Here is a 22,526-nt window from a genome sequence, read left to right as displayed (position 1 = left end):
TATCTTGTCTAACCTTACTACCAACCTATGTATACAAAACATATAGCCATACTTGGTTTATCCATTATTTTTTGTTGTTCCGTTTTTGGACAACACCAAGTGTCTTTTCAGTGGGGGTATCAATTTGGGTCGAAACCACCGCTTAATGCGCATTACACACCGGTTAGTACTGCTCAACTTTGGAACCAGAACTATGGTTTTGATTTTGATACCGCTAGTGGGGTTCAAATGCAGAAAAAAGGGATCATAGCTAATGCATCGGTCTATTTTTCTGTATCGCTTCCCGCTGGAAATTATGCCGTGTCTATTGTTTTTGGAAGTGAGAACACTGCAAGTATAAACTCTGTAAAAGCAGAGTCAAAACGACTCATGGTAAATCAATTAGAACTTGAAAAGGGGCAGTTTGAAGCGCTTGAATTCACCGTGCATCTGCAGACTAAAAAGATCGACTCTACACAGCAAGTCGATCTAAAGCCTCGAGATGAAATGGCACTGAATTGGGACAACAAACTCAGTTTAGAGTTTGTAAAAGGAACAGCGGTAGAACGAATTTTAATTCGTGCATTAGATGATATACCGACACTTTTTCTTGCTGGAGATTCAACGGTTGCTGATCAGGATTTATCCCCCTGGGCTTCATGGGGACAGTTCATAACAGCATATCTAAACCCCTCCATTGTAGTGGCCAATTATGCTGCCTCGGGGGCGTCACTTTCTTCTTTTAAGGTAAGAAAGCGTTGGGAGAAGATTTTGCAATTAATAAAGGAGGGAGATTTTGTGATGATTGAATTTGGTCATAATGATCAAAAAATGAAAGGTTAAGGCTCGGGGCCTTGGGCATTGTATACTGATTTATTAAGGTATTATGTATCATCAGCAAGGGCCAAAGGAGGGATCCCAATCCTTATAACTCCATTGCAACGCCGGGCATTTGATCAAAATAACCAGCTAGTACATACCCATGGAGCGTATCCAGAGGCAGTAAGAGTTGTGGCAGACTCCCTTTCGGTACCGCTTATAGATCTTACTAAGATCTCCACCTCACTTTATGAAACCTGGGGGGTAAGGGAATCAAAAAATGCATTTGTGCAGTATCCTAAAAACAGTTTCCCTGGTCAAGAAAACGCGCTAGAGGACAACACCCATTTCAATGATTTTGGGGCACATGAAATCGCGCTATGTGTGATTCAAGAGATCAAAAAATTAGAACTCGACCTAAAAAGCCATTTAAAATCTTTGCCTCCCTATAGTCCAAACAAACCACATCACATAGCACAATGGACACTTCCAATGAGCCCTAGATTTGAGGCAACTAAACCTGACGGCAATTAATAACCCAACCTTTTTTTAAAATGATAAACTCGCTTACTTTAAAATCCCTAACCAACCTGGCCATATTTTTATCTTGTATGGTTTGTCTAGGACAGCAAACCGAAAAAATTTACCTATCTGGTAAAGATTACAAACATCCAGTGGCCTGGGAATTTTTTTGCACCGATGGGCAAAATAGTAATAAATGGACTACCATTAATGTACCTTCTAACTGGGAATTAGAAGGATTTGGAACCTATACCTATGGTCGCTGGTATAAAGAATTACAACAAGACCAACCGAGTAAGGAAGAAGGATTTTACAGACATAAATTTAAAGTGCCAAAGGTATATAACAATCAACAGGTACGAATTGTTTTTGGTGGAGTCATGACCGATGCTCAAGTGAAGGTAAACGGTCAATTAGCTGGAGCGGTACATCAGGGTGGGTTTTATGAATTTAGCTATGATATTTCTGATCTGGTGGAAAGTAATTTTGATAACCTTCTGGAAGTACACGTTAAAAAGCATTCTGATAATTCATCAGTTAATAATGCGGAACGAAGAGCCGATTGGTGGCTTTTTGGTGGGATTTACCGACCGGTATGGTTAGAAATTAAACCAAAATCTCATGTGGAACATCTGGCTATAGATGCTCAAATGGATGGGACCATTAACATCAGTCTAGAGGCGCATGATATTCCACATAATACTACTGTGGTTGCCGAGATTTTCCCTGTAACTGCTCAAAAGAAAGACTTTTCACCCCAGATGAGCAATTTAAAAAATTCCAAGGAGACCCTCAGCTTTAAATGGATGGGTATTGATCTGTGGACACCAGAGCATCCCAATCTTTATCTACTTAAATTACAACTTAAACATGACGGTAAAGTGCTACATGAGGTGAAGGAGCGTTTTGGATTTAGAACCCTGGAGTTTAAAGAGAAGGATGGCATTTATTTAAATGGAAAAAAGGTGGTTTTCAAGGGAATCAATCGCCATTCATTTTGGCCTGAATCTGGCCGAAGTACTGATAAAGAGATCAGTATTATGGATGTGAACCTGATAAAGGATATGAACATGAATGCGGTTCGAATGCACTATCCCCCAGATGATCATTTTCTAGAGGTATGTGATTCCCTTGGACTTTTTGTACTGGATGAATTGGCAGGTTGGCATGGACATTACGATAAGAAGACAGGTGCTAAGTTGATTAAAGAAATGGTAGATCGGGATGTAAACCATCCTTCGGTGACTATTTGGGATCAAGGGAATGAAGGTGGCTGGATCGATGAATTGGATACTGTTTTTTACCAACGTGATCCCCAACAGCGATTGGTGATTCATCCTTGGGCAGATTACAAGGGATGGGATACCCATCATTACCCTACTTATTTAACGGGGGTTCATAGATTTGTAAATGGTGAAAATGTTTTTTTCCCTACAGAGTTCATGCATGGAACTTATGACAACGGTCATGGAGCGGGATTAGAAGATTTCTGGAAACGCTATAGCGAGAGTCCGCTTTTCGCTGGTGGTTTTTTATGGGCTTTCTCCGATGGAGCGGTGTTACGATCTGATTGGAACGGGCCAAAGAAGTATGACTCCAAAGGATCCTTAGCCGCTGATGGGATCTTAGGACCGCACAGGGAAAAGGAAGGTAGTTTTTATACCGTTAAAGCACTGTGGAGTCCAGTTCAGTTTGAACCCCTTAGAATTACGAAAAGCTTCACTGGTGAATTCTATATCTCCAACCAATATTTGTTTACCAATTTAAATAAGACAACGATGCTATATCGTGTTGTCGAGCTTCCAAATACGATGCTTTATCAGCGCCAAAACGCTCATACCATAGCTGAAGGTATTATTAATTTACCCAGTATTTTACCTGGGGAGAAAAGAAGAGTTCACTTGGATTTGCCAGGTAATTTTTTTAAAGGAGATTGGCTAGAAATTACTGTCAAAGATCCCTATGGAAGAGAAATTAATACTTGGACCTGGCCCATTCATAGGCCTTCATATTACAGTCAAAAATTAATTAAGCCAGCGGAGCAAAAAGCTACGGCAAATATTGTTGAAAATGCGCAAACTGTAGCATTAAATGCTTCCAACATTAAAATTGAAATTGGAAAAAAGGATGGACTGCTTAAAAATGTTAGTAACCAATTGGGACGCATCCCGTTAGATAATGGTCCTATACCCATTGGGTTTAAAGCTACCGTTGAAAAGGTGAAGGTTTTTATGGAAGAGGATACAGCAGTATGCCTAGTAGAATATAATGGGGGCATTGACCATATCAAATGGAAGATGTATCCAGATGGACGATTGAAAATGCATATGGTTGCACTAAAAAATGTTGGCCGAAGTAGTGGTTTTGACGGGGCGTTCTTTCAACCCGATATCGATGTTTTTGGGATTACCTTTTCTTATCCAGAACAAGGAGTCAAAGGAATGAGATGGTTCGGAAGTGGCCCCTATAGAGTTTGGAAAAATCGAATAAAAGGGGCAAATTTTGGATTTTGGGAAAAACAGTACAATAATACCATCACTGGGGAGAGTTTTGAAAATCTCATCTATCCTGAGTTTAAAGGTTATCATGCGAATCTAATGGCCGCTAGCATCGAGGCTGATAAAAACAGTTTTAAGGTATTTAGTGAATCAGAAAAGGTGTTTTTAAGACTTTTTACTCCAGAGCAGCCAAAAAATGGATTTAAAGGATCCAAGGGCTATCCCGATTTTCCAGAGGGAGACCTTTCGTTCTTATATGAGATCCCTGCAATGCACTCTTTTAAGCCAGTACCCCAACACGGACCCAATAGTCAGCCGACAAACATCCGAATTAAAAGCGGAGACGATGGTATTTCAATGATACTTTGGCTGGATTTTAGAAACTAAAACACGGATACTTATGCGAATTAAATTATACATACTGGTCTTGCTAGGTCTTATTTTTTCTCAATGCCAAGTAGGCGATCCCATAAAGAAGCCAGTGCTTTTTACCGTGGGGGATTCCACGGTTAAAAACGGACAGGGCGATGGTGCGGGCGGTCTTTGGGGATGGGGTGATTTCATTGGACAATATCTTGATAGTACTCAAATTACAGTGAGAAATAAAGCCTTAGGTGGGACCAGCAGTCGTACCTATATCCAAAAAGGATTGTGGCAAGAGGTTTACAAGGAAATTGAAAAAGGGGACTACGTGCTCATACAATTTGGACATAATGATTCAGGGCCAATTAATGATGATTTTCGCGCAAGGGGTACCATTAAAGGAATCGGCCAACAGAAGGAAGAAATTCACAATATGCTCACTAATGAAAACGAGGTGGTCCATACCTATGGATGGTATATCCGAAAAATGATTGAACAAACAAAAGAAAAAGGGGGGATTCCTGTTGTGATCTCACCAATTCCTAGAAATAAATGGGAAGACGGTAAGGTAGGGCGTAACTTAGAAACCTATGGGCTTTGGTCCAAACAAGTAGCCCAAGAGCAAGGTGTGACTTTTGTTGATCTGAACAATGAAATGGCTATGGAAATGGAAAAACTGGGGCAAGATAGCGTCCTTGGTCAGCTATTTTACAAAAAAGACCACACGCACACCACCGCACAAGGCGCCTCATTAGCCGCCTTTATAGTGGCTCGAGAACTCAAGTCTGCCAGAGAGGAGTTTGGAAATTATGTGTTGGAAAATCCCAAGATTACCCTACCTAAGAAAAAACAATTGTATTTGATAGGCGATTCGACTGTTGCTGATAATGACCTTGATCAAGCCGTAGGTTGGGGTGTGGCCTTGGAGAAGTTTGTAGATACCAATAGAGTGCGCATTGTAAATGCGGCTAGGGGAGGGCGTAGTAGTCGCACTTTTTACACTGAAAAACTATGGGAGAAGGTTTATGACACCTTAAAGAAAGGAGATTACCTACTGATGCAATTTGGTCATAATGATGGCGGTTATATCGATCAACCAAAATATAGGGGTTCTATCTCTGGAATAAGCGATTCGACCCTTGTGGTAAAAAGAGAAGGTCAGCCCGCTGAAACGGTACATAGTTACGGCTGGTATATGAATCATTTTATACAGCAAACAATAGATAAAGGAGCCATTGCGGTGGTGTTAAGTCCCGTTCCTAGAAATCAATGGGATGGGGAAAAAGTCATTCGTAACAACGAGAATTACGGACTGTGGGCTAAGGAAATTGCTCTAAAAAACAATGTCCTATTTATCGATCTAAACGACAGCATTGCAAGAGCCTACCAGAAGATCGGGAGGGATAAAGTTCAATGGTTTTTCCCCAAGGACCATACACATACTAATCTTGAGGGTGCCACCTTTAATGCCGCTGTATTGGCCCAAAGTCTACGTCAATGCAAGCAACTTGGATTAAAAGATTTTTTAGTGAGCCAACAGACCATAGATGAACTGCTCGGGACTGTTTTATCCATCAATGACTAAGGTGAAACAGTTCATAAAAGTATCCTAATTTAGGAAAAAGTACCCTGCACGCTTTTTTTAAAAAAAACAAGCAATTTTGTATCTTGTTAGCGCTCCACATTAGTTGTTAAAAAAAAGGGTGTTTTTCTTGTATTAATGCGCTTTTTTGATGGTAGCTACAGCCCTATATAACTGGTAAATTACGCTACAATTATGGACTAATTAAACGACTGCTCCATAAAGACCAAAACCCTGCTAGGACTAAAAAGGCGCTTAAAAAAACCTCACCAGCTGTTAACCAACAAGGAATCTATTGCCTGCATAGCGGTTCAAAGAAAACCGATTAATATCGCTCCTAGGGCTATAGCCCTTACCAATAGGCGAATTATAATCTGCAGCCCCATAAAGCTGGGGCTTACCATGAAATTTGATGCTATTCTTTGGAAGCAGGTAACGGATTGTCATCTAATGTAAAAGTTGATGGGTTCGAAATTTGAAGTGCTTACCGTGGAAAAGGCACTTTACACCATCGATTACTTGCCTAAGGCGCAGGTAAGAAAAATTGTATCAGTATGCACAAGAATAGCAAGAGCGTATGATCGAATACACAAGGCAGCGATGGTTAGAAAATGCTCGAGTGGCCTCGGGGCGGATGGTAGTACCCTACGCAGTGATGGATCATAATGAACGTTTGACGATCTCGAGCGCTGAGCGTTTAAAACTACTTAAAGAGTTGCATACTAGTGCGTTGAAAAGCCAAAAGGAGTATGACCAAAAAAAAGCTGAGATTTTAAAATCCCTTTAAATCATCTCATGTAAAACACCCGGGATAATGGGGTTTCTATGGGAGAATTATCTGGGTGGGTCTCCATAATGTCTGCCATGTATGCCCACCATTTTTGTACCAATGGATGCTTTGGAAGTGCTTCAGGGTTAAAATCGTCTGCTAACTGTTGTACAGCAAAGAGTGTTAAAGTGGTTTTGTCTAAGTAAATAGCATAGTCGCTGATACCCTGATGGGATAATAAGGCCTTAAGTTCAGGCCAGATCTCATCATGGCGTTTTTTGTATTCTTCCTCAAAACCAGGTTTTAATTTCATGGTGAATGCGTTTGTAGTCATAAGGTTTCGTATGGTGTTATTGGTAATTAAAGCCCAATACATTTTGGTTCATAATGGGCTGATTTCTGATACTGTCGGCGGTGACCTGTTTCAGTACAATGTTCTTTACTGGGCATTGTTCTTGCCCTGAAATTTTTGATATAAAGGCCACATTTTCGGCATGAATATCACTCAAATACACCTCCTTAATAGTGGTTAATTTCTTCTGATAGGTGGGAACTAAATCACGCCATTGATACAATACATCAGTATCGATGCCTAGAATTCCTTCCGCAATCTTTCCAGAGGTAATACGATCCATATAGATATTGCTGACCGTACCTCCTCTGCGGTGGTTGGTTTTAATAAAAAGTAAATGATTCAGTTTTGCTCCCTTGGCTACCTGGCACTCTGACATATAAATATTTTCTATCCCACCAGAGAGTTCACTTCCAATAGCCATTAATTGATGACCGTTTATAATTTTACAGTTTTTAATAACGATATTCTTTGAGGGTGTTGCTAATCGCCATGCATCTTGATTTCTGCCCGATTTTACCGCTATGGCATCATCGCCCTGATCAAAGATAGAGTTCTCGATAATGATGTTTTGGCTCATCTCTGGATCCACCCCGTCATTGTTATGACCATGCGCAAATACTTTCACCTGTTGGATATACACGTTTTTAGATAAATAGGGGTGTATCACCCAAAATGGACTGTTGGTAATGGTCACCCCTTTTAATAAAATATTTTCCGATCGGTTAAACTGGATAAAATGCGGTCTTAAATTTGCCGAGTGGTTAACCATTTGTCGCTCTTCTACTGGGATGTTCTTTGCCGCCATGTGATACAGTTCTTTTAGGCTGTTCATATGCCCTGGAGGACGATCAAACCAGCCTCTCCAAGTATCCATTTTAGCCTTTAGCTCCCCTTGTCCTGTGATGGCTATATTTTTACATTGATAGGCATAGATAAGAGGGGAGTAATTATAGCATTCGAGCCCTTCCCAACTAGTATGTACAGCAGGTAAATAATCTTGTGGATTATCCGAGAAGAGCAATACTGCCCCTTGTTCTAGGTGTAGATTGATATTGCTCTTTAGATGTATTTTACCTGTAAGCCATTCTCCTTTTGGAATCACAACCCGACCGCCACCTTGATTATGAGCCACTTCAATTGCTTCCATAATGGCCTTAGTTGTTGCTTTTTGATCATTGGGTAGCGCGCCAAAATCTGTAATAAGATATCTTTTGCTTTGACCAAAATCGGGCACCTCTACAGTCACTTCTCCAAAGGGAGCGGATGCGGTAATGGCATGGGTAGGAATTTTGTTGGGTTGCCTTTGGCACGAAAACAGTATCGCGCTACACCATAGTATGAGAGTGAAGTATTTCATCATAGTGGTATTGATTTTTAAATAAAGATAGGGGAGGTGTTTTATAATTTAATCCTGTACCTACCTGCATGGTCGATCCGTGAAGATAAAAACAAAAATGCTTCGCTAATCTTTTATGAGCGAAGCACTTTGGTATAGAAGTCATTTAAGTTAAAGAGAACAAAGGAAATAAAAAGTAAAATGAATAAACTTCTATTGTTGTGTGTTAATTTTAATACCCAGGGTTTTGCCATGCAGCCTTATCGGCAGCAGATAGATTAGAACCATCATCGTTCAGCAGCCCGTCTATAAATGCTTGTGGTATTGGTCGTAACTCATGTTTGTTGGCTGTAATTCCAGCGGCGGCCTCAGGGTTAAATGCTTGCGCTCTTTGAAGTAGCGTTCCTGTTCTGGAGAGTGTTTCCCAACGCTGCCACTCTCCGAGTAATTCTCTAGTTCGCTCATTTAATATAAAGTGTAATGCACGTTCGTATTGACTGGAAGCGCCCAAACGAGTTAAGACGGCTTCATCTTCCTCTGGAAGGTCATTTGGGAAAGAGGTTAACTCTAAGTTAGAGGCCTCAGTGGTTACTTCTATATCTGGATTAGAAAGATAATAAGTGTTCATATTCAAATTAGAATTGATGTAATTCTCCGCGGCACTTCCCGTGTTGAGCGCATTGTTCTCAAAGGCCATACCACCATCGGTGTAATAGGACCGGTTTTCACCTGATTTCCACTGCGCTCTCCTTCTAACCTCGTTGATGTCATTCATGGCTTGTCCAAATTGATTTAATCGAACGTAACATTCGGCTCGAACCAAATAGGTCTCCGCTAGTCTTGCCATAGTAACATCACGGTGAGCATCGCCTTTTTCAGCCTGTCTGGATCCATCATCTGTTTTGTTGATTCCAGCGAAGAAATTACAGATCGGTTGATTTTTAAAGGTAGGCGCTACATATTCTCCATTTTGATATAATACCAAGGAATTGGGAACCCATTGTCCTACCTCACTTGTCAGTTCTCCAGATGTAGGTGTTTGGCGTTCTCCTATTTTCCATTCTGCTAATCGCCCTTGGTCATCGGTCCAATCGGGGTTTTGCACAAATGCTCCAAAGGTGTAATTGTCATAGGTGTGATCATCTTTGGTATTTAGAATCATCACAATCCCTGGGTCCCCGGGTTGAACATCATAGCCTTCTTCGGCTACATTATTAGCGCCATATACCGTTTTGAAAGTCTTCCACATACGGGAATCATTCACGTGGTCGAATACCGCATAACTGTATTCCGTTGGTCTACAACGCTGAAAGTCCATTCCACCGATCCAAACTCCTCTTCGCACCCAACCTCCAGAGAAACTACTAAACTGCGGGTTGAAGTAATTATAAGTTCTATTTCCAAAGCGTCCACTAGTAGCACCGTCTGCATTGTGACCAGCGGCCATTAAGATCTCGTCCAGTTGTTCAATCTCACAATCAACCCCTGTCCAATTGGAATATAGATCATTATAATCCGGTGTTAGTGGACCTCTGGCATTTATTGCATAAGTGGATACCTCAATAGCCTCTTTTAAATCAGCATCTATGTAAGAGCTGTTCCAATCATTGTTGCGCTCTGAGGCTCTAAACAATAAGGCCTTTGCCAGGAAATGTGCAGCAGTAGCCTTGGTCCATGTGATTCCTTTTCCATAGGTGAATACCTCTCCTTCAAATAGTTCATACGCTTTTCTTAAGTCTGAGATTACTTGCTCCCAACACTCCTCTGCCGTTGGTCTAGTGAAGTTCCTAACCACCCCTTCAGCTGGTTCGGTTTGTAGAACCACGCTTCCATATTGTGCCGTTAATCGGTAGTAATTATAACCTCTTAAAAAGTAAGCATGGGCCAAGCATCGATTCCTAATACTCTCATCGGTTATAACTTCAGCGGCCTTGGCAATAATGGTATTGGCTGATGAGATTCCATAATACAACTGATCCCAAAGTTGTGCAGGGGATGTCGCATTTTTATTTGCTGCCCCCGTTTCTGGTGTGGCGCCAAGGGGGCCTAAGCGGTTGTCATAGGTATTCCACATTTCATTGGTCAGGTCATTGGCATTAGTGAATTCATCTGTTCCATATAGGGTCATCCCATATGCCCATTCATAGCCAAAATGCCATCTAATATTTCCGTAGAGCGAACGGGTAAGTTCTTCAATACCCTCTGGGGTGTCAAGATAATCCGTAGAGTATTGTGTTGTTAACTCTTCATCGAGGAAATCTTTATTACAGGAGGCTATCACAAGTCCTAGTAATGAGAAAAGATAAATTCCTATGTTGTATTTGAGTTTCATATCTTTTAAGTTTTTTGTATTGTTTATCTATAGATTCTCCTGGTTATATTCCGATATCAATTCCAAGTGCAAAGCTGCGGTTAAAGTAGGTGGCATTGACATCAAAATCATACCAATCTACCGCCTGATAAATGCTTCCAGGATTAATAGCTTGAAAGTAAATTTTCAGGTTATTAAGGCCGTTTTTAGTACAGAAATCTCTAGAGAAATTATACCCTAGTGAGATGTTTCTAATCTTTACAAAGCCTGCATCTTTAAATCCTAGAACCCCTGAGAAGTCATCTTGAGAACCTGAGGTTGCTTGCCCAAGTATCGGTTTTTGAAATTCCGCATCTGGATTCTCTGGAGTCCAATAGTCGATCTTGATTTGATTGGAATGCGCTGTCATAGCTTGTCCTCCGATATCATCCGTATACCCTAAGCGAGAGTAGATATTCATGCTCAGTTCCACGCCTTTATAACTAAAGGCATTGTTCCATCCTAGTACCCATCTAGGAGTACTGTTTCCTAGGACCACACGATCTTCTTCGGTCATCATATAATCGCCATTTTGGTCCTTGGGGCGTACATTTCCAGGAGTAAAATCATAACCGTTGGCATTCCATTGCTCCATCTCCGCGAGATCTTCTGCAGTATTTTGCCATACACCAAGGTTGTCATAACCGTATTCCACGGCAATCGATTGCCCGATAAACCAGCGGTTATCCACCATGTCATTTTCACCATAAGCCAGTTCTTCGATTTCGTCCTTCTGCCAGGCCACATTGATATTGGTATCCCAGGCAAAACCACCACTAGTTTGAATAGGGGTAGCATTTAAGGTTAGTTCTACTCCGCGGTTGTTGGTCTTTCCGATGTTGGAAATGATGTTTGGATACCCCGTAAGGGTTGGAATATTTACAGACATCAATAAATCTTCCGTATATGACTTATACATGTCTAAACTACCACTGATGCGGTTATTAAACAGTGCAAAGTCAAGTCCAATGTTGTATTGCGTTGTTTTTTCCCACCCTAGATCTGGGTTAGCCATTGTCAGCTGATTCGCGCTATAATACGGCTCGTTTGTAGTATAACCAATGAGGTTTCCAATACCGTTAAAAGGTAAGTAAATTTGTGTAATATCTCCTTTTGTTGCATATGGGCTTACAGCAGCGTTACCGGTGGTACCAAATCCAAGGCGAAGCTTTAAGTCATTGAGCCAAGTAGCTTCACTCATAAAGTTTTCCTGTTTAATTCTCCAAGCAAAGGCAGCCGAAGGAAAGAAGTCCCATTTGTTACCCTCTCCTAGCTGGGAAGCACCATCCCATCGTCCAGAGAGTGTGATCAGGTAACGATCATCAAATCCGTAATTGGCACGTACCATATAAGAACTGAGTTGCCGCTCCACAAGACCTGAACTCATTGATGCATTGTTGTCAGAATTGGTAATGTCTATGGAACCAAATGCATTCCATAAGTAGGACTCTTTTGGAATATTATTGGCACTCATGGCTGATTCTTCGGTATTCCATGAAGATGCTGTCTGTAAAAGGGTCAATCCCAGGTTGTGCTTCTCAGCGATGGTTTTGTTGTAGGTGATCATGTTATCCAGGGTCCAAGAAAAATCCCTGCGATTTCTAAGTCTGGCATAATTGGTACCGGTAGATCCATCGGCATTAATTTTATAAGCAGATGTTCCATCAATATAGGATCCTTCCCTCCAATTTCGATAATCAGGACCAAAGTTCATCTTGAATTTTAAGCCTTCCAAAGCACTAACAATCTCACCAATATCAAAGGTGGCAGAAAAACTACCTAAGATACGCATGGACTCTGATTGCTGGGTGCTTTTTTCCCATTCATCTTGAATGGTGTAAATTCCAGTTTCTCCTCCTGGATTGATGACGATATTGCCATTAGCATCATATGGTACAGCCATATTGTAGATGGCTTTTGCATTCCCGTAGATGGCATCAGGCCCAGAGCTGCTACGTGCGCCTAATCGAGACATTCCATAATCTTGTTCGCTCCAACTTGCATTCATACTACTGCTTAGTGTGAACCATTCTGTTGGTCTAAGTTCTGCACTGATCTTGGCAGTGTAGCGTTCGTAAAACTGACCCTTTTGGGTACCTTCATTATCCAGGTAGCCAAAGGATGCATACGCACTCATGTGCTCTGTACCACCACTTGCACTGATATTGTGTTCTGTGGTTAAGGCTGTTTGAGTTACAATGTCTGTCCAATCAGTATTGCGTACCCTTGAAGGGTCCCAAGTGCCGCCATTCCAACCCCTTAGAACATTGTCTCTAGAGGTTTGATTGTCCATGGCACTGTCAAATATTAATTCGTCATTTTCATAGGTAGGATTGTTAGGATGGGCATATACTTCTGGATCGAGGTTATAAGCAGCCCAACGTCTAAAGGTAATAAATTCACTCGCACTCATTGCTGGGGCTCTATCCTCAATGGTTGAAGTAGTAACAACGGTGGAATAGTTGAGTTGTAATCGACCTTCTCTACCTTTTTTAGTGGATACAATGATAACCCCATTAGCTCCGCGAGAACCGTAAATGGCCGTAGCCGAAGCATCTTTTAAAACTTCTATAGACTGAATGTCTCTGGGGTTGAGCGTTTCAATAGCCGTTGGTGACATCAAAGGAACACCATCTACGACATATAAAGGGGAGTTGCTTGCCGTTAAGGACCTGTTCCCTCTAATGCGAACTGATCCAATGGTTCCAGGTCGCTGGCTACTGGTGATATCCACCCCTGCGGCTTTACCTTGAAGCGCCTCGAAGGCATTGTTTACAGGTTGTTGTAACAACTCTTCGGAACTCACACTGACCAAAGCCCCTGTGACATCACTCTTCTTCGCTGTACCATAACCAATAACAACAACTTCATCGAGTTCATTACTATCCAATTCCATGGTGGTATTGATTATGCGCTGCTGGCCCACAGTCTTTTCAACTGTTACCGAACCTACATAGGTAAATACTAAAACCTCCCCAGGTGATGCATCAATGGAATAAAGCCCATCAAAGTCCGTACTCACACCCCTTTGGGTGCCTTTTACAATCACATTGACTCCTGGCATCGGAATCCCTGTGGCATCGGTCACTATACCTGTAATTGTGTTGTGTTGTCCGTATACTGTACTGGATACGAAAATGAGCAACACGGTGCCAAGCCAGAGAAAGAAATTTTGTTTCATAAAATAAAATGGTTTGGTTAATACTACCAAATTTATCTAAAGGCCATTATGAAACTATCCTGTGGTGTACTGTAACTAGCTAAACAGCAACCGATAATAAGTGTCGGGGTACTCGGTGGATTTCATGCCACGGCTTATGTGCTATGGTATATAAAGAAAAACAATGTGAAAATATTGTTAATAAAATTTACTTTTTTAAGCCCATTATGGGTTTATTTGGTAATGAAACTAACCTAAACGGTCCATCTTTTTGACGAACCATTTAGGTTAGAATATAGTATAGTACTATGAAGTCTTTTAAGAACTTTTATGTCCTGGATTTATTTATGATTTTTTAGTGTTTGATGCAATGTAAAGTAACCTAAGGAGCCTGCCACTAACGAGGATAGTAAAATAACCAATTTAGCATTGTTAATGATGGTGGCATTATCGAAGGCCAGTAGGGTAATAAATATGGACATGGTAAATCCGATTCCTCCCAGTAATCCCACTCCAAAAATATGAGACCACTTTAATTTAGAGGGAAGTTTTCCAAGTCCTAATTTAAAGGCTATAAAGGTTCCAAGAAAAATTCCTAGTGGTTTTCCAACAATTAGACCAGTTGAAATTCCCAGGCTATAATTGTGGGATAAGATATCTCCCAATTCACCACTGAGTACGATAGCTGTATTGGCGAGCGCAAAAATGGGAAGGATAATAAAACTTACGGGTTTATGTAAAAAATGTTGTAATATATATGAGGTGGATTTTTTATCGCCATTTCCAAAGGGAATAGCGAAGGCTAGTAATACCCCTGCAACAGTAGCATGCACTCCCGAGAGTAGCATAAAATACCACATGAATACACCACTGATTAAATAGGGTATCAGATTCCTAACCTTCAAACGGTTCAAAACAAGTAGAAAAGCAAATATGCCTAGGGCATACATTAAGTTGGTAAACATCAGGGTTTCGGTGTAAAACACTGCAATTATGATAATGGCCCCTAGATCATCAATTATAGCTAAAGCCGCTAAAAAGACTTTTAAAGCATTGGGGACTCTTTTGCCTAAAATGGATAAAATACCAAGGGCAAATGCTATATCTGTTGCCATCGGTATTCCGGATCCCGATTGTTCTGGTGTACCGTAGTTGATAATAGTATATATGGCGGCTGGTACTACAATACCTCCAATTGCTGCAAATATTGGTAGGGTGGCATTTTTTATTTTGGAAAGTTCACCGATATAAATCTCACGTTCTAATTCCAGACCAATCAATAAGAAGAAAATAGCCATTAAACCGTCATTTATCCAATGTTCAATGCTATGTCCAGAAAATTGTGTTTCCCAAATTCCTGTATAACTAGGACCGATGGCTGAATTAGCAAGTATTAGAGAGACAATGGTGCATCCAATTAAAATGATGCCTGTTGATTTTTCACTTTCTAAAAATTCTTTAAATAATTTTGTTAACTTCATTAAATTACGTCAATTTTTTTGGTTGTAACGCTATAAGTTTTGCAAAACCATAATATATCACCCCATAGGTAAAAAAAGAAACTTTTACATTACCCATACATTCGTCAGACCTTCCTTTTTGGTGTAGTACCCTTGTGAAAACTGTAAAACTTTAACAAGAACTCATCAAAGTCTAGTGAGATGTGTTTTACTTCTAGCAAATACATATTCAATTGTGGTAAAAATATAAAAAAATAGATTTCTCCATATATAATTAACGTTAAATATACAACAAACCTTAATTGCATCTGTATAAGGGGGCGGGTAAGTTCTTCACTTTTTTTTGCCACCTACGGAAATTCAAGATTTATTTTAGACCATTTTAATTGATAGATAGCATATTAGTACAATTATAGGACTTGTTTGTTGGTTGAAATTTATTTTATAGCGCATCAAGGTAGCATGGTTATTTTTATGGTGAACTATTTAAAAATGTAAAAAAGGACAAACCTGTCTTTTTTATATTATATATTTGTAAGTAAAATGATCGAACGATGATATCAAAGTCTTGTAAGTATGCCATTAGGGCATGTGTTTTTATAGCCTCAAGGGTGGATGAAGATATAAAGCTCAGTGTAAAGGAGATTGCTCATGAAATTGAGGCACCAGCAGCCTTTACTGGTAAAATAATGCAAACACTTAATAAGCGCAGAATTGTAACTTCTTTAAAAGGCCCCTATGGTGGATTTTACTGTGAAAAATTTCAATTAGACACTCCTATTCTTGAAATTGTGAATGCTATTGACGGGTTGGCGGTATTTAAAGAATGTGTAATGGGATTGCATCAGTGTTCCGATGATCACCCTTGTCCAATGCACTTTGAATATTCTAAAACTAAAGAGGCTTTGCTGAGATCCTTTAGCGAAACAACCATTGGAAGTTTAGCTAATAAATTTATCGATGGAGATTCTTTCCTTACAAATGTATAATTGTTGCCCTATGAGAGGATAGCGCACTTAAAATATTTTATAAAAGACAACTTTATCTTTTATAAAATATTTGTTATCTTTACTTGGAATTTTAAAACAACGTATTATGAAATTAAGAAATATAAAATCTAGTTTGTTCAGCAGGGTTCGCGCTCTTAGTGTGATCATTATACTAACATTAATTCCCTCACTAACGCAAGCACATTGTGATTCCTATGATGGTCCAGTGATTCAAGATGCATATAAAGCTTTAAAATCTAAAGATGTGGTACCAGTTCTCAAATGGGTTCAAGAGAAAGATGAGCAAGAAATCACCACCTTGTTTAATAAAACGATCGCTTATCAGGATTTAGATCATCAGGTATATGCACTTTTAGAGAAACATTTTCTTGAAACTTTAGTACGACTTCATAGGGAGGGTGAGGGTGCTCCATTTACAGGATTAAAACCCGCGGGGACCACCAATGAAATTGTTCTAATGACGGACGCTGCTTTAGAACACCGGGATATTGAGACATTTTTAGAAAACTTTAGCGCTCACCTAGAAAAGTTTATTAGTGAAAAGTATGAGAAAGTCGCTGCTTTAAAACTGGTTAAAGATGATTCCGTTGAAATGGGAAGAGCTTACGTGGCAGCCTATGTGGATTATACACACACTGTGGAAGCCTTGCACGATGTATTAACCGGTGGGGCGGTTCATAGCCATTAATCTGAATAAATAAAAAAGGAATTTGTAATGAAAAGAATGAAAGTTCAATTGGACACCTTAAATCATTCAAGTGCTATAAAGAAGATTAGAAGAGCCCTTACCAAAGAACAAGGGGTTGATTTTGCTCAGGTATTATTTTATTCAAGTGCTGTTAAAGTGGAGTATGATGGCAATAAAACGACTTTAAGTCATTTAAAGGATGTCATTCAAAGCTTGGGATACAGGGTTTTGGAACAGGAAAAAGTACCTTTATAACATCGTTGGTTTCCTTAAACAGGGCAAGTTATATCATCATGGAGCCATGGGTATTTCATAGGTAGGGAGTTTATCAAAAAACCTTACTCCTTACTAGCTCTTACTCCGTTTTTTTAATAAATTACTGAGCTATTCTTTGATGAACTAATAAATAAAAAAAAATAATGATTTTTATTGATAATGAAGATGTTAACGATCCACGGATTAATTTGGCCTTGGAGGAGTATGCCCTAAGAAATTTTAATCCAGGTAAGGATTACTTACTTTTCTACATCAACGAGCCCTCGATAATCATTGGTAGAAATCAAAATACCCTGGAAGAAATCAATTTTAACTATGTAGAACAAAAGGGGATACATGTAGTTCGCAGAATGTCTGGTGGTGGTGCAGTGTACCACGATTTTGGTAATTTGAACTTTAGTTTTATTACCAATCACGATCTAAAGAGTCTCAACAATTTTGGAAAATTCACGACTCCGGTTACAAAAATTTTAAATCAACTCGGAGTGCCAGCGGAACTCAAAGGACGAAATGATGTGCTTGTTCATGATAAAAAAATCTCTGGGAATGCTCAGTTTTCGACAGGTAAACGAATGTTTCATCATGGGACCTTGTTGTTAAATAGTGATTTATCCGAGGTGAGCAAAGCACTTCAAGTGAAAATGAGCAAAATTGAATCAAAAGGGCATAAATCGGTCAGAAGTCGAGTGGCCAATATATCTGAATTTCTCGATACACCAATAGATATCGAAAGCTTTAAAAATCTACTCTTAAAAGGCCTTTATAATGAAGGGGAAGTTTTTCAGACCTATACATTGACCGAAGCGCAATGGCAAGATGTTTATAAGCTCAGAGATGAAAAATACGGGACATGGGATTGGAATTACGGAAGTTCTCCAAAATTCAATATTAAGCGATCTAAGCGTTTTCCTATAGGAGAGATTGATCTTCGGATTTATGTTGAAAAAGGAATTATTACGGATTTTAAAATTTATGGTGATTTTTTTGGTAAAGAACCTGTGGAAACCTTGGAAAAATTATTAATTGGTACCCGGTATGAAAAAGCGACTATTGAAGAATTGATGCGCCCCATTGATATCGAAGACTTTTTCGGGCTATTGCCTAAAGAGGATTACCTGAATTTAATTTACGGAGAAGATTCCTAGGTGTATCCATAAACCTGGCGATCACCTTCAATACTAATGCTAATTTGTGATTTAATTCATACCATACAGGATGGTAGAGGATGAGGTAATGTAATTTAAACGACTATATTTAGTCATTAATTATACCAAAGTAAACAAGCCATGAAACCGAACCATTTAAAACACCTGTTCATACTTTTGATTTTTTTATCTATGGGTCATCTTAGCACCTATGCCCAGGATGAGTTCCCCGATGGGACCCCCATACCAGATTGGTTTGGTGAAACAACGCAAACGCCTTTATCGGAGCTAGGGAAAGTCTATGAAATTACGGACCATGGGGTGGTGCGCGATAGTAGTCTTATTCAGACCAAAGCCTTACAAGCAGTAATTGACTTGGCGGCTAATCAAGGTGGTGGAGTGGTAGTTGTTCCAAAAGGGGTGTTTTTAACAGGTTCTTTGTTTTTTAAACAAAATACCCACTTGTATCTAAAGAAGGATGCCGTACTGAAAGGGAGTGATGATATTAGTAATTTTCCAGTGATGATGACCCGAATAGAGGGAGAGTCTGTGGAGTACTTTCCAGCTATTATCAACGCGGATGGGGTAGATGGCTTTACCTTAACTGGAGAAGGTACCATAAATGGAAATGGTCTGCGTTATTGGAAGGCCTTCTGGCTTCGTAGGCAATGGAATCCCGATTGTACGAATAAAGATGAGATGAGACCTCGACTTTTATATGTGTCCAATAGTAAGAACATACAAATCTCCGGAGTGCATTTAAAGGATTCTCCTTTTTGGACGACGCATTTTTATAAGTGTGAAAATGTGAAACTTTTAAATCTAAAAATAACCTCCCCTTCCAAGCCTGTTAAAGCGCCAAGTACGGATGCGGTTGATATCGATGTGTGTACCAATGTGCTAATTAAGAATTGTTATATGTCGGTCAATGATGATGCGGTAGCCTTAAAGGGAGGCAAAGGGCCTTTTGCTCATCAGGATAAAAACAATGGGGAAAATAGGAATATATTAATAGAAGACAATACCTATGGGTTTTGTCACAGTACCTTGACTTGTGGCAGCGAGTCTATTCATAATTACAATGTACTTTTTAGACGGAGCAAGGTGCAAGATGCCAGCCGCATCTTATGGCTTAAGATGCGACCAGATACCAAACAAAACTATCAATTTATTAAAGTAGAAGATATTAGTGGTACTGCTAAAAGTATGATTTACATTAAGCCTTGGACACAGTTTTTTGATCTTAAAGGCCAAAAAAATATTCGTACCTCAAGTGCTTCAAATATTACCATGAAAAATATTGATTTAACATGTGATATGGTCTATAATATCAACGAGTCAGATCAATATGATTTATCCAATTTTGTTTTTGAAAATTTAAATCTCATCACAAAGAAGAGTAATAAGAAGAGCACTGATTTTATAGCTAATCTTCAGGTAAAGAATGTGAAGATAAAAGAAGTAGAATAATGAGATTACACTATTTTAGTTTGGTTGCAGGGCTACTTTTTTTATCTGTGACCTATGGACAGCAGGATAGTCAATGGCCCGAGATTTCTGAAGTGGAAAAACCTTGGACTCGTTGGTGGTGGATGGGAAGCGCCGTTGATAGCACGGGGATTCTTCACAATTTAGTCTCTTTTAACAAAGCGGGTATTGGAGGGGTTGAAATCACGCCTATTTATGGGGTTAAGGGGGAGGAAGATAATAGTATTGAATACCTGTCTGTAAGATGGATGGACATGTTAGATTATACCATAAAGATTGCCGATAGTTTGGGAATGGGGGTTGATATGTCCCTCGGTACAGGATGGCCGTATGGTGGTCCTCAAGTGGAGCAGCAACATGCCGCAAAAAAATTAGTAAGTCAGAGGAAGTTATTACGTAAAAATGAGGTGCTTTCTCAACGTGTTGGGGATAGTGTAGCCAAGGGAAATCCCATGAAACTCCTGGGTATTTATGCCTATGGCAGTGATGACAGCTTTATAGATTTAACTGATCACATTGAAAATGGGCAGCTTCAATGGAGAGCCAAAAAAGATGATTATACCTTGTATTTTGTGTACCAAGCTTTAACAGGACAACAAGTGAAAAGAGCAGCGCCTGGAGGTAAAGGATATACCGTTGATCATTATTCCAAGGAAGCTTTTGAGGATTATACCCAGCCCTTTGACCAAGTGTTTTCCAAGAATTCTTATGGACTTAGAGCTGTTTTTAACGATAGTTACGAGGTCTATGGGACCGATTTTACACCTGAATTTTTTAAGGCTTTTCTCAAGAAAAGAGGGTATGATATCCGTCCGTATTTAAATCGTCTGTTTGAAAAAAGAAATGATGCTGTGACCAATAGGATCCGTGCGGATTACAGAGAAACGATCTCAGCGCTTTTACTGGAATCCTTTGTTGGCCCATGGACACAATGGGCACACCAGAAGGGCTTTCTGACTAGGTTGCAGGCTCATGGATCTCCTGGTAATCTGATTGACCTTTATGCAGGGGCAGATATACCAGAGTGTGAAACCTTCGGATCGATGCCTTATGATATCCCTGGGTTTCGAAGGTTAGACAAAAATATTCGTCCTGGAGATGCCGATCCTGCGATGTTGAAATTTTCGGCCTCAGCAGCACATATTTCTGGAAAGCCATTAGTATCTTCTGAAACCTTTACGTGGCTTAGAGAACATTTTAAGACGGCTTTATCACAATGCAAGCCAGAGATTGAAGATTTATTGGTAAGCGGAATTAACCATACGGTTCTTCACGGTTCTACCTATTCCCCTGAGCGAGCTAGTTGGCCTGGGTGGAAGTTTTACGCCTCGGTGAGTTTTAATGAAAATAACAGTATTTGGGAAGATGCCTCTGGTTTGTTCGCTTATATTGGAAGATGTCAGTCTTTTTTGCAAAAGGGAAGCCCAGATAATGAAACCCTACTATATTTTCCAATACATGATCTTTGGAATCGTTACTTGGGAGGAAGCTTATTTTTCCAGTTTAAAATACATTCGCTCCAGGAGTGGTTACTTGATACCCCTTTTTACAATACTCATAAGAAATTAACCGAGAACGGTTTTGCTAGTGATTATATTTCTGATGACTTTGTAAAGCAAATAGCGTTTATTGACGGGAAATTAATCCTTCCAGGAGGTGAATATAAGGCCCTAGTAGTGCCACAGTCCAGCTACATTCCCCTTCCTACCTTGGAGAAGCTTATGGAATTAAAGCGCCAAGGAGCAACAATCATTTTTATGGGCATCCCGGAAGGGGTCCCGGGTTTTAACGCCTATGAGAGACGAAGTGAAAAATTACATAAATTAACCCAAACCCTCAAGGCAACGCAAAACTTATTCGCAGACCTGGTGAATGCTGGGGTTAAAAATGAATCGTTGGTCGATCAGGGGCTAAAGTATATTCGAAGAGAACTCAATGGAGAAAAGATTTATTATATCGTAAACCATAGTCAGCAGCGTATTACCGAAATTCCATTAAACTTCACGACTCCACAAATTACGATTTATAACCCTTTAAACGGATCGGTAGGCAAGGCTAAAATTCAACAACAAAACAATAGAACAATTGTCAAGATGGAGATGGAACCAGGTACGGCATTTATTTTAAAAACTGGTGAAATGTCAGATGTAGCTGATTTGGTATATACTACTCCTATTGGGCAACCCACTGAAATTACTTCTGACTGGACTTTACGCTTTTTAAAGGGAGGCCCTGGGCTTCCTGAATCAACAAGATTGTCAAAGTTACAGGATTGGACCTCCTTGAGTGATCCAAAGGCGAAAACTTTCTCTGGGACGGCAGTTTATCAAACCGAATTCACCCTTGAAAACCCCAGAGCGGAATACTGGAAGCTTGAACTCGGCGATCTTAGAGAAAGTGCCAAGGTATGGATCAATGGAACCTATGCAGGAATTCTTTGGGCCCTTCCCTTTGAACTGCAAACCAATTTATTTAAAGAGGGTTTGAACACCTTGAAAATTCAAGTGACCAACCTCTCGGCTAATCGTATCAAGAATATGGAAGAATCAGGAAAACAATGGAAGATTTTCCATGAGATCAACATGGTTGATAAGGATTACAACAAATTTGATGCCACCAAATGGGATGATACCCCATCTGGGTTGTTAGGGCCAGTGAGGCTCACTCCTTTAATAAAACATAATCCGATGTAAAAAGAAACATCACACAATAGTACCAACTTTAAA

17 protein-coding genes are annotated in these 22,526 nt (G+C 39.8%); 12 read left to right on the top strand and 5 right to left on the bottom strand.

Translation table 11 applies throughout. The features are described 5' to 3' along the window. Window positions 1–27: 27 nt before the first annotated feature. From VKY50_RS04670 to VKY50_RS04650, 6 genes are all read left to right on the top strand, one after another. Complete coding sequence (locus VKY50_RS04670) at window positions 28–822, top strand: hypothetical protein (RefSeq protein ID WP_324299360.1); 795 nt, start codon at window positions 28–30, stop codon at window positions 820–822. An 18-nt stretch (window positions 823–840) separates the two neighbouring features. After that, window positions 841–1,332, top strand: coding sequence for an SGNH/GDSL hydrolase family protein (locus VKY50_RS04665; protein ID WP_324299358.1), 492 nt, complete (start codon window positions 841–843; stop codon window positions 1,330–1,332). Between the two features lie 20 nt (window positions 1,333–1,352). Continuing rightward, window positions 1,353–4,205, top strand: a complete 2,853-nt coding sequence (locus VKY50_RS04660) for a glycoside hydrolase family 2 TIM barrel-domain containing protein (RefSeq protein ID WP_324299356.1) — start codon at window positions 1,353–1,355, stop codon at window positions 4,203–4,205. A gap of 13 nt (window positions 4,206–4,218) precedes the next feature. Next, the gene (locus VKY50_RS04655; RefSeq protein WP_324299354.1) at window positions 4,219–5,766 is read left to right on the top strand and encodes a rhamnogalacturonan acetylesterase; all 1,548 of its coding nucleotides are present in this window, start codon (window positions 4,219–4,221) and stop codon (window positions 5,764–5,766) included. 216 nt (window positions 5,767–5,982) lie between these two features. Next, window positions 5,983–6,219, top strand: a complete 237-nt coding sequence (locus tag VKY50_RS12710) for a PH domain-containing protein (protein WP_414652290.1) — start codon at window positions 5,983–5,985, stop codon at window positions 6,217–6,219. Window positions 6,220–6,340: 121 nt separating this feature from the next. Continuing rightward, window positions 6,341–6,550, top strand: a complete 210-nt coding sequence (locus VKY50_RS04650) for a hypothetical protein (RefSeq protein WP_324299352.1) — start codon at window positions 6,341–6,343, stop codon at window positions 6,548–6,550. A 1-nt stretch (window position 6,551) separates the two neighbouring features. Here the strand turns inward: VKY50_RS04650 and rhaM are convergent, their stop codons facing one another. From rhaM to nhaA, 5 genes are all read right to left on the bottom strand, one after another. Continuing rightward, complete coding sequence (gene rhaM / locus VKY50_RS04645; RefSeq protein ID WP_324299349.1) at window positions 6,552–6,866, bottom strand: L-rhamnose mutarotase; 315 nt, start codon at window positions 6,864–6,866, stop codon at window positions 6,552–6,554. A 16-nt stretch (window positions 6,867–6,882) separates the two neighbouring features. Further along, on the bottom strand, window positions 6,883–8,247 hold the full coding sequence (locus VKY50_RS04640; RefSeq protein ID WP_324299347.1) for a glycoside hydrolase family 28 protein: 1,365 nt from the start codon (window positions 8,245–8,247) through the stop codon (window positions 6,883–6,885). 208 nt (window positions 8,248–8,455) lie between these two features. Next, entirely contained in the window at window positions 8,456–10,555 is a 2,100-nt protein-coding gene (locus VKY50_RS04635) for a RagB/SusD family nutrient uptake outer membrane protein (protein WP_324299345.1), read from the bottom strand. Between the two features lie 43 nt (window positions 10,556–10,598). Continuing rightward, window positions 10,599–13,754, bottom strand: a complete 3,156-nt coding sequence (locus VKY50_RS04630; protein WP_324299343.1) for a SusC/RagA family TonB-linked outer membrane protein — start codon at window positions 13,752–13,754, stop codon at window positions 10,599–10,601. Between the two features lie 320 nt (window positions 13,755–14,074). Further along, window positions 14,075–15,214, bottom strand: coding sequence for a Na+/H+ antiporter NhaA (nhaA, locus tag VKY50_RS04625; RefSeq protein ID WP_324299341.1), 1,140 nt, complete (start codon window positions 15,212–15,214; stop codon window positions 14,075–14,077). A 533-nt stretch (window positions 15,215–15,747) separates the two neighbouring features. On the opposite strand from nhaA, the gene VKY50_RS04620 reads away from it, so the two are divergent. From VKY50_RS04620 to VKY50_RS04595, 6 genes are all read left to right on the top strand, one after another. Continuing rightward, complete coding sequence (locus VKY50_RS04620; RefSeq protein WP_324299339.1) at window positions 15,748–16,182, top strand: RrF2 family transcriptional regulator; 435 nt, start codon at window positions 15,748–15,750, stop codon at window positions 16,180–16,182. A gap of 106 nt (window positions 16,183–16,288) precedes the next feature. After that, the gene (locus tag VKY50_RS04615) at window positions 16,289–16,891 is read left to right on the top strand and encodes a DUF6448 family protein (protein ID WP_324299337.1); all 603 of its coding nucleotides are present in this window, start codon (window positions 16,289–16,291) and stop codon (window positions 16,889–16,891) included. A gap of 27 nt (window positions 16,892–16,918) precedes the next feature. After that, window positions 16,919–17,146 carry a heavy-metal-associated domain-containing protein gene (locus VKY50_RS04610; RefSeq protein ID WP_324299335.1) on the top strand — a complete coding sequence of 76 codons (228 nt, stop codon included), beginning with the start codon at window positions 16,919–16,921 and terminating at the stop codon, window positions 17,144–17,146. 164 nt (window positions 17,147–17,310) lie between these two features. Beyond that, window positions 17,311–18,312 (top strand): lipoate--protein ligase, encoded by a 1,002-nt coding sequence (locus tag VKY50_RS04605; protein ID WP_324299333.1) that lies wholly within the window; start codon window positions 17,311–17,313, stop codon window positions 18,310–18,312. A 177-nt stretch (window positions 18,313–18,489) separates the two neighbouring features. Beyond that, entirely contained in the window at window positions 18,490–19,782 is a 1,293-nt protein-coding gene (locus VKY50_RS04600; RefSeq protein ID WP_324299330.1) for a rhamnogalacturonidase, read from the top strand. After that, the gene (locus VKY50_RS04595; RefSeq protein ID WP_324299328.1) at window positions 19,782–22,493 is read left to right on the top strand and encodes a glycosyl hydrolase; all 2,712 of its coding nucleotides are present in this window, start codon (window positions 19,782–19,784) and stop codon (window positions 22,491–22,493) included. Before VKY50_RS04600 ends, VKY50_RS04595 begins: the two co-directional genes overlap by 1 nt. The last annotated feature ends 33 nt before the right edge of the window (window positions 22,494–22,526 follow it).

It is taken from the genome of Galbibacter sp. (assembly GCF_035306585.1).
Lineage (GTDB): Bacteria > Bacteroidota > Bacteroidia > Flavobacteriales > Flavobacteriaceae > Galbibacter.
Note: the sequence above shows the minus strand (reverse complement) of the source record. Positions and strands in the feature narration are given on the sequence as shown.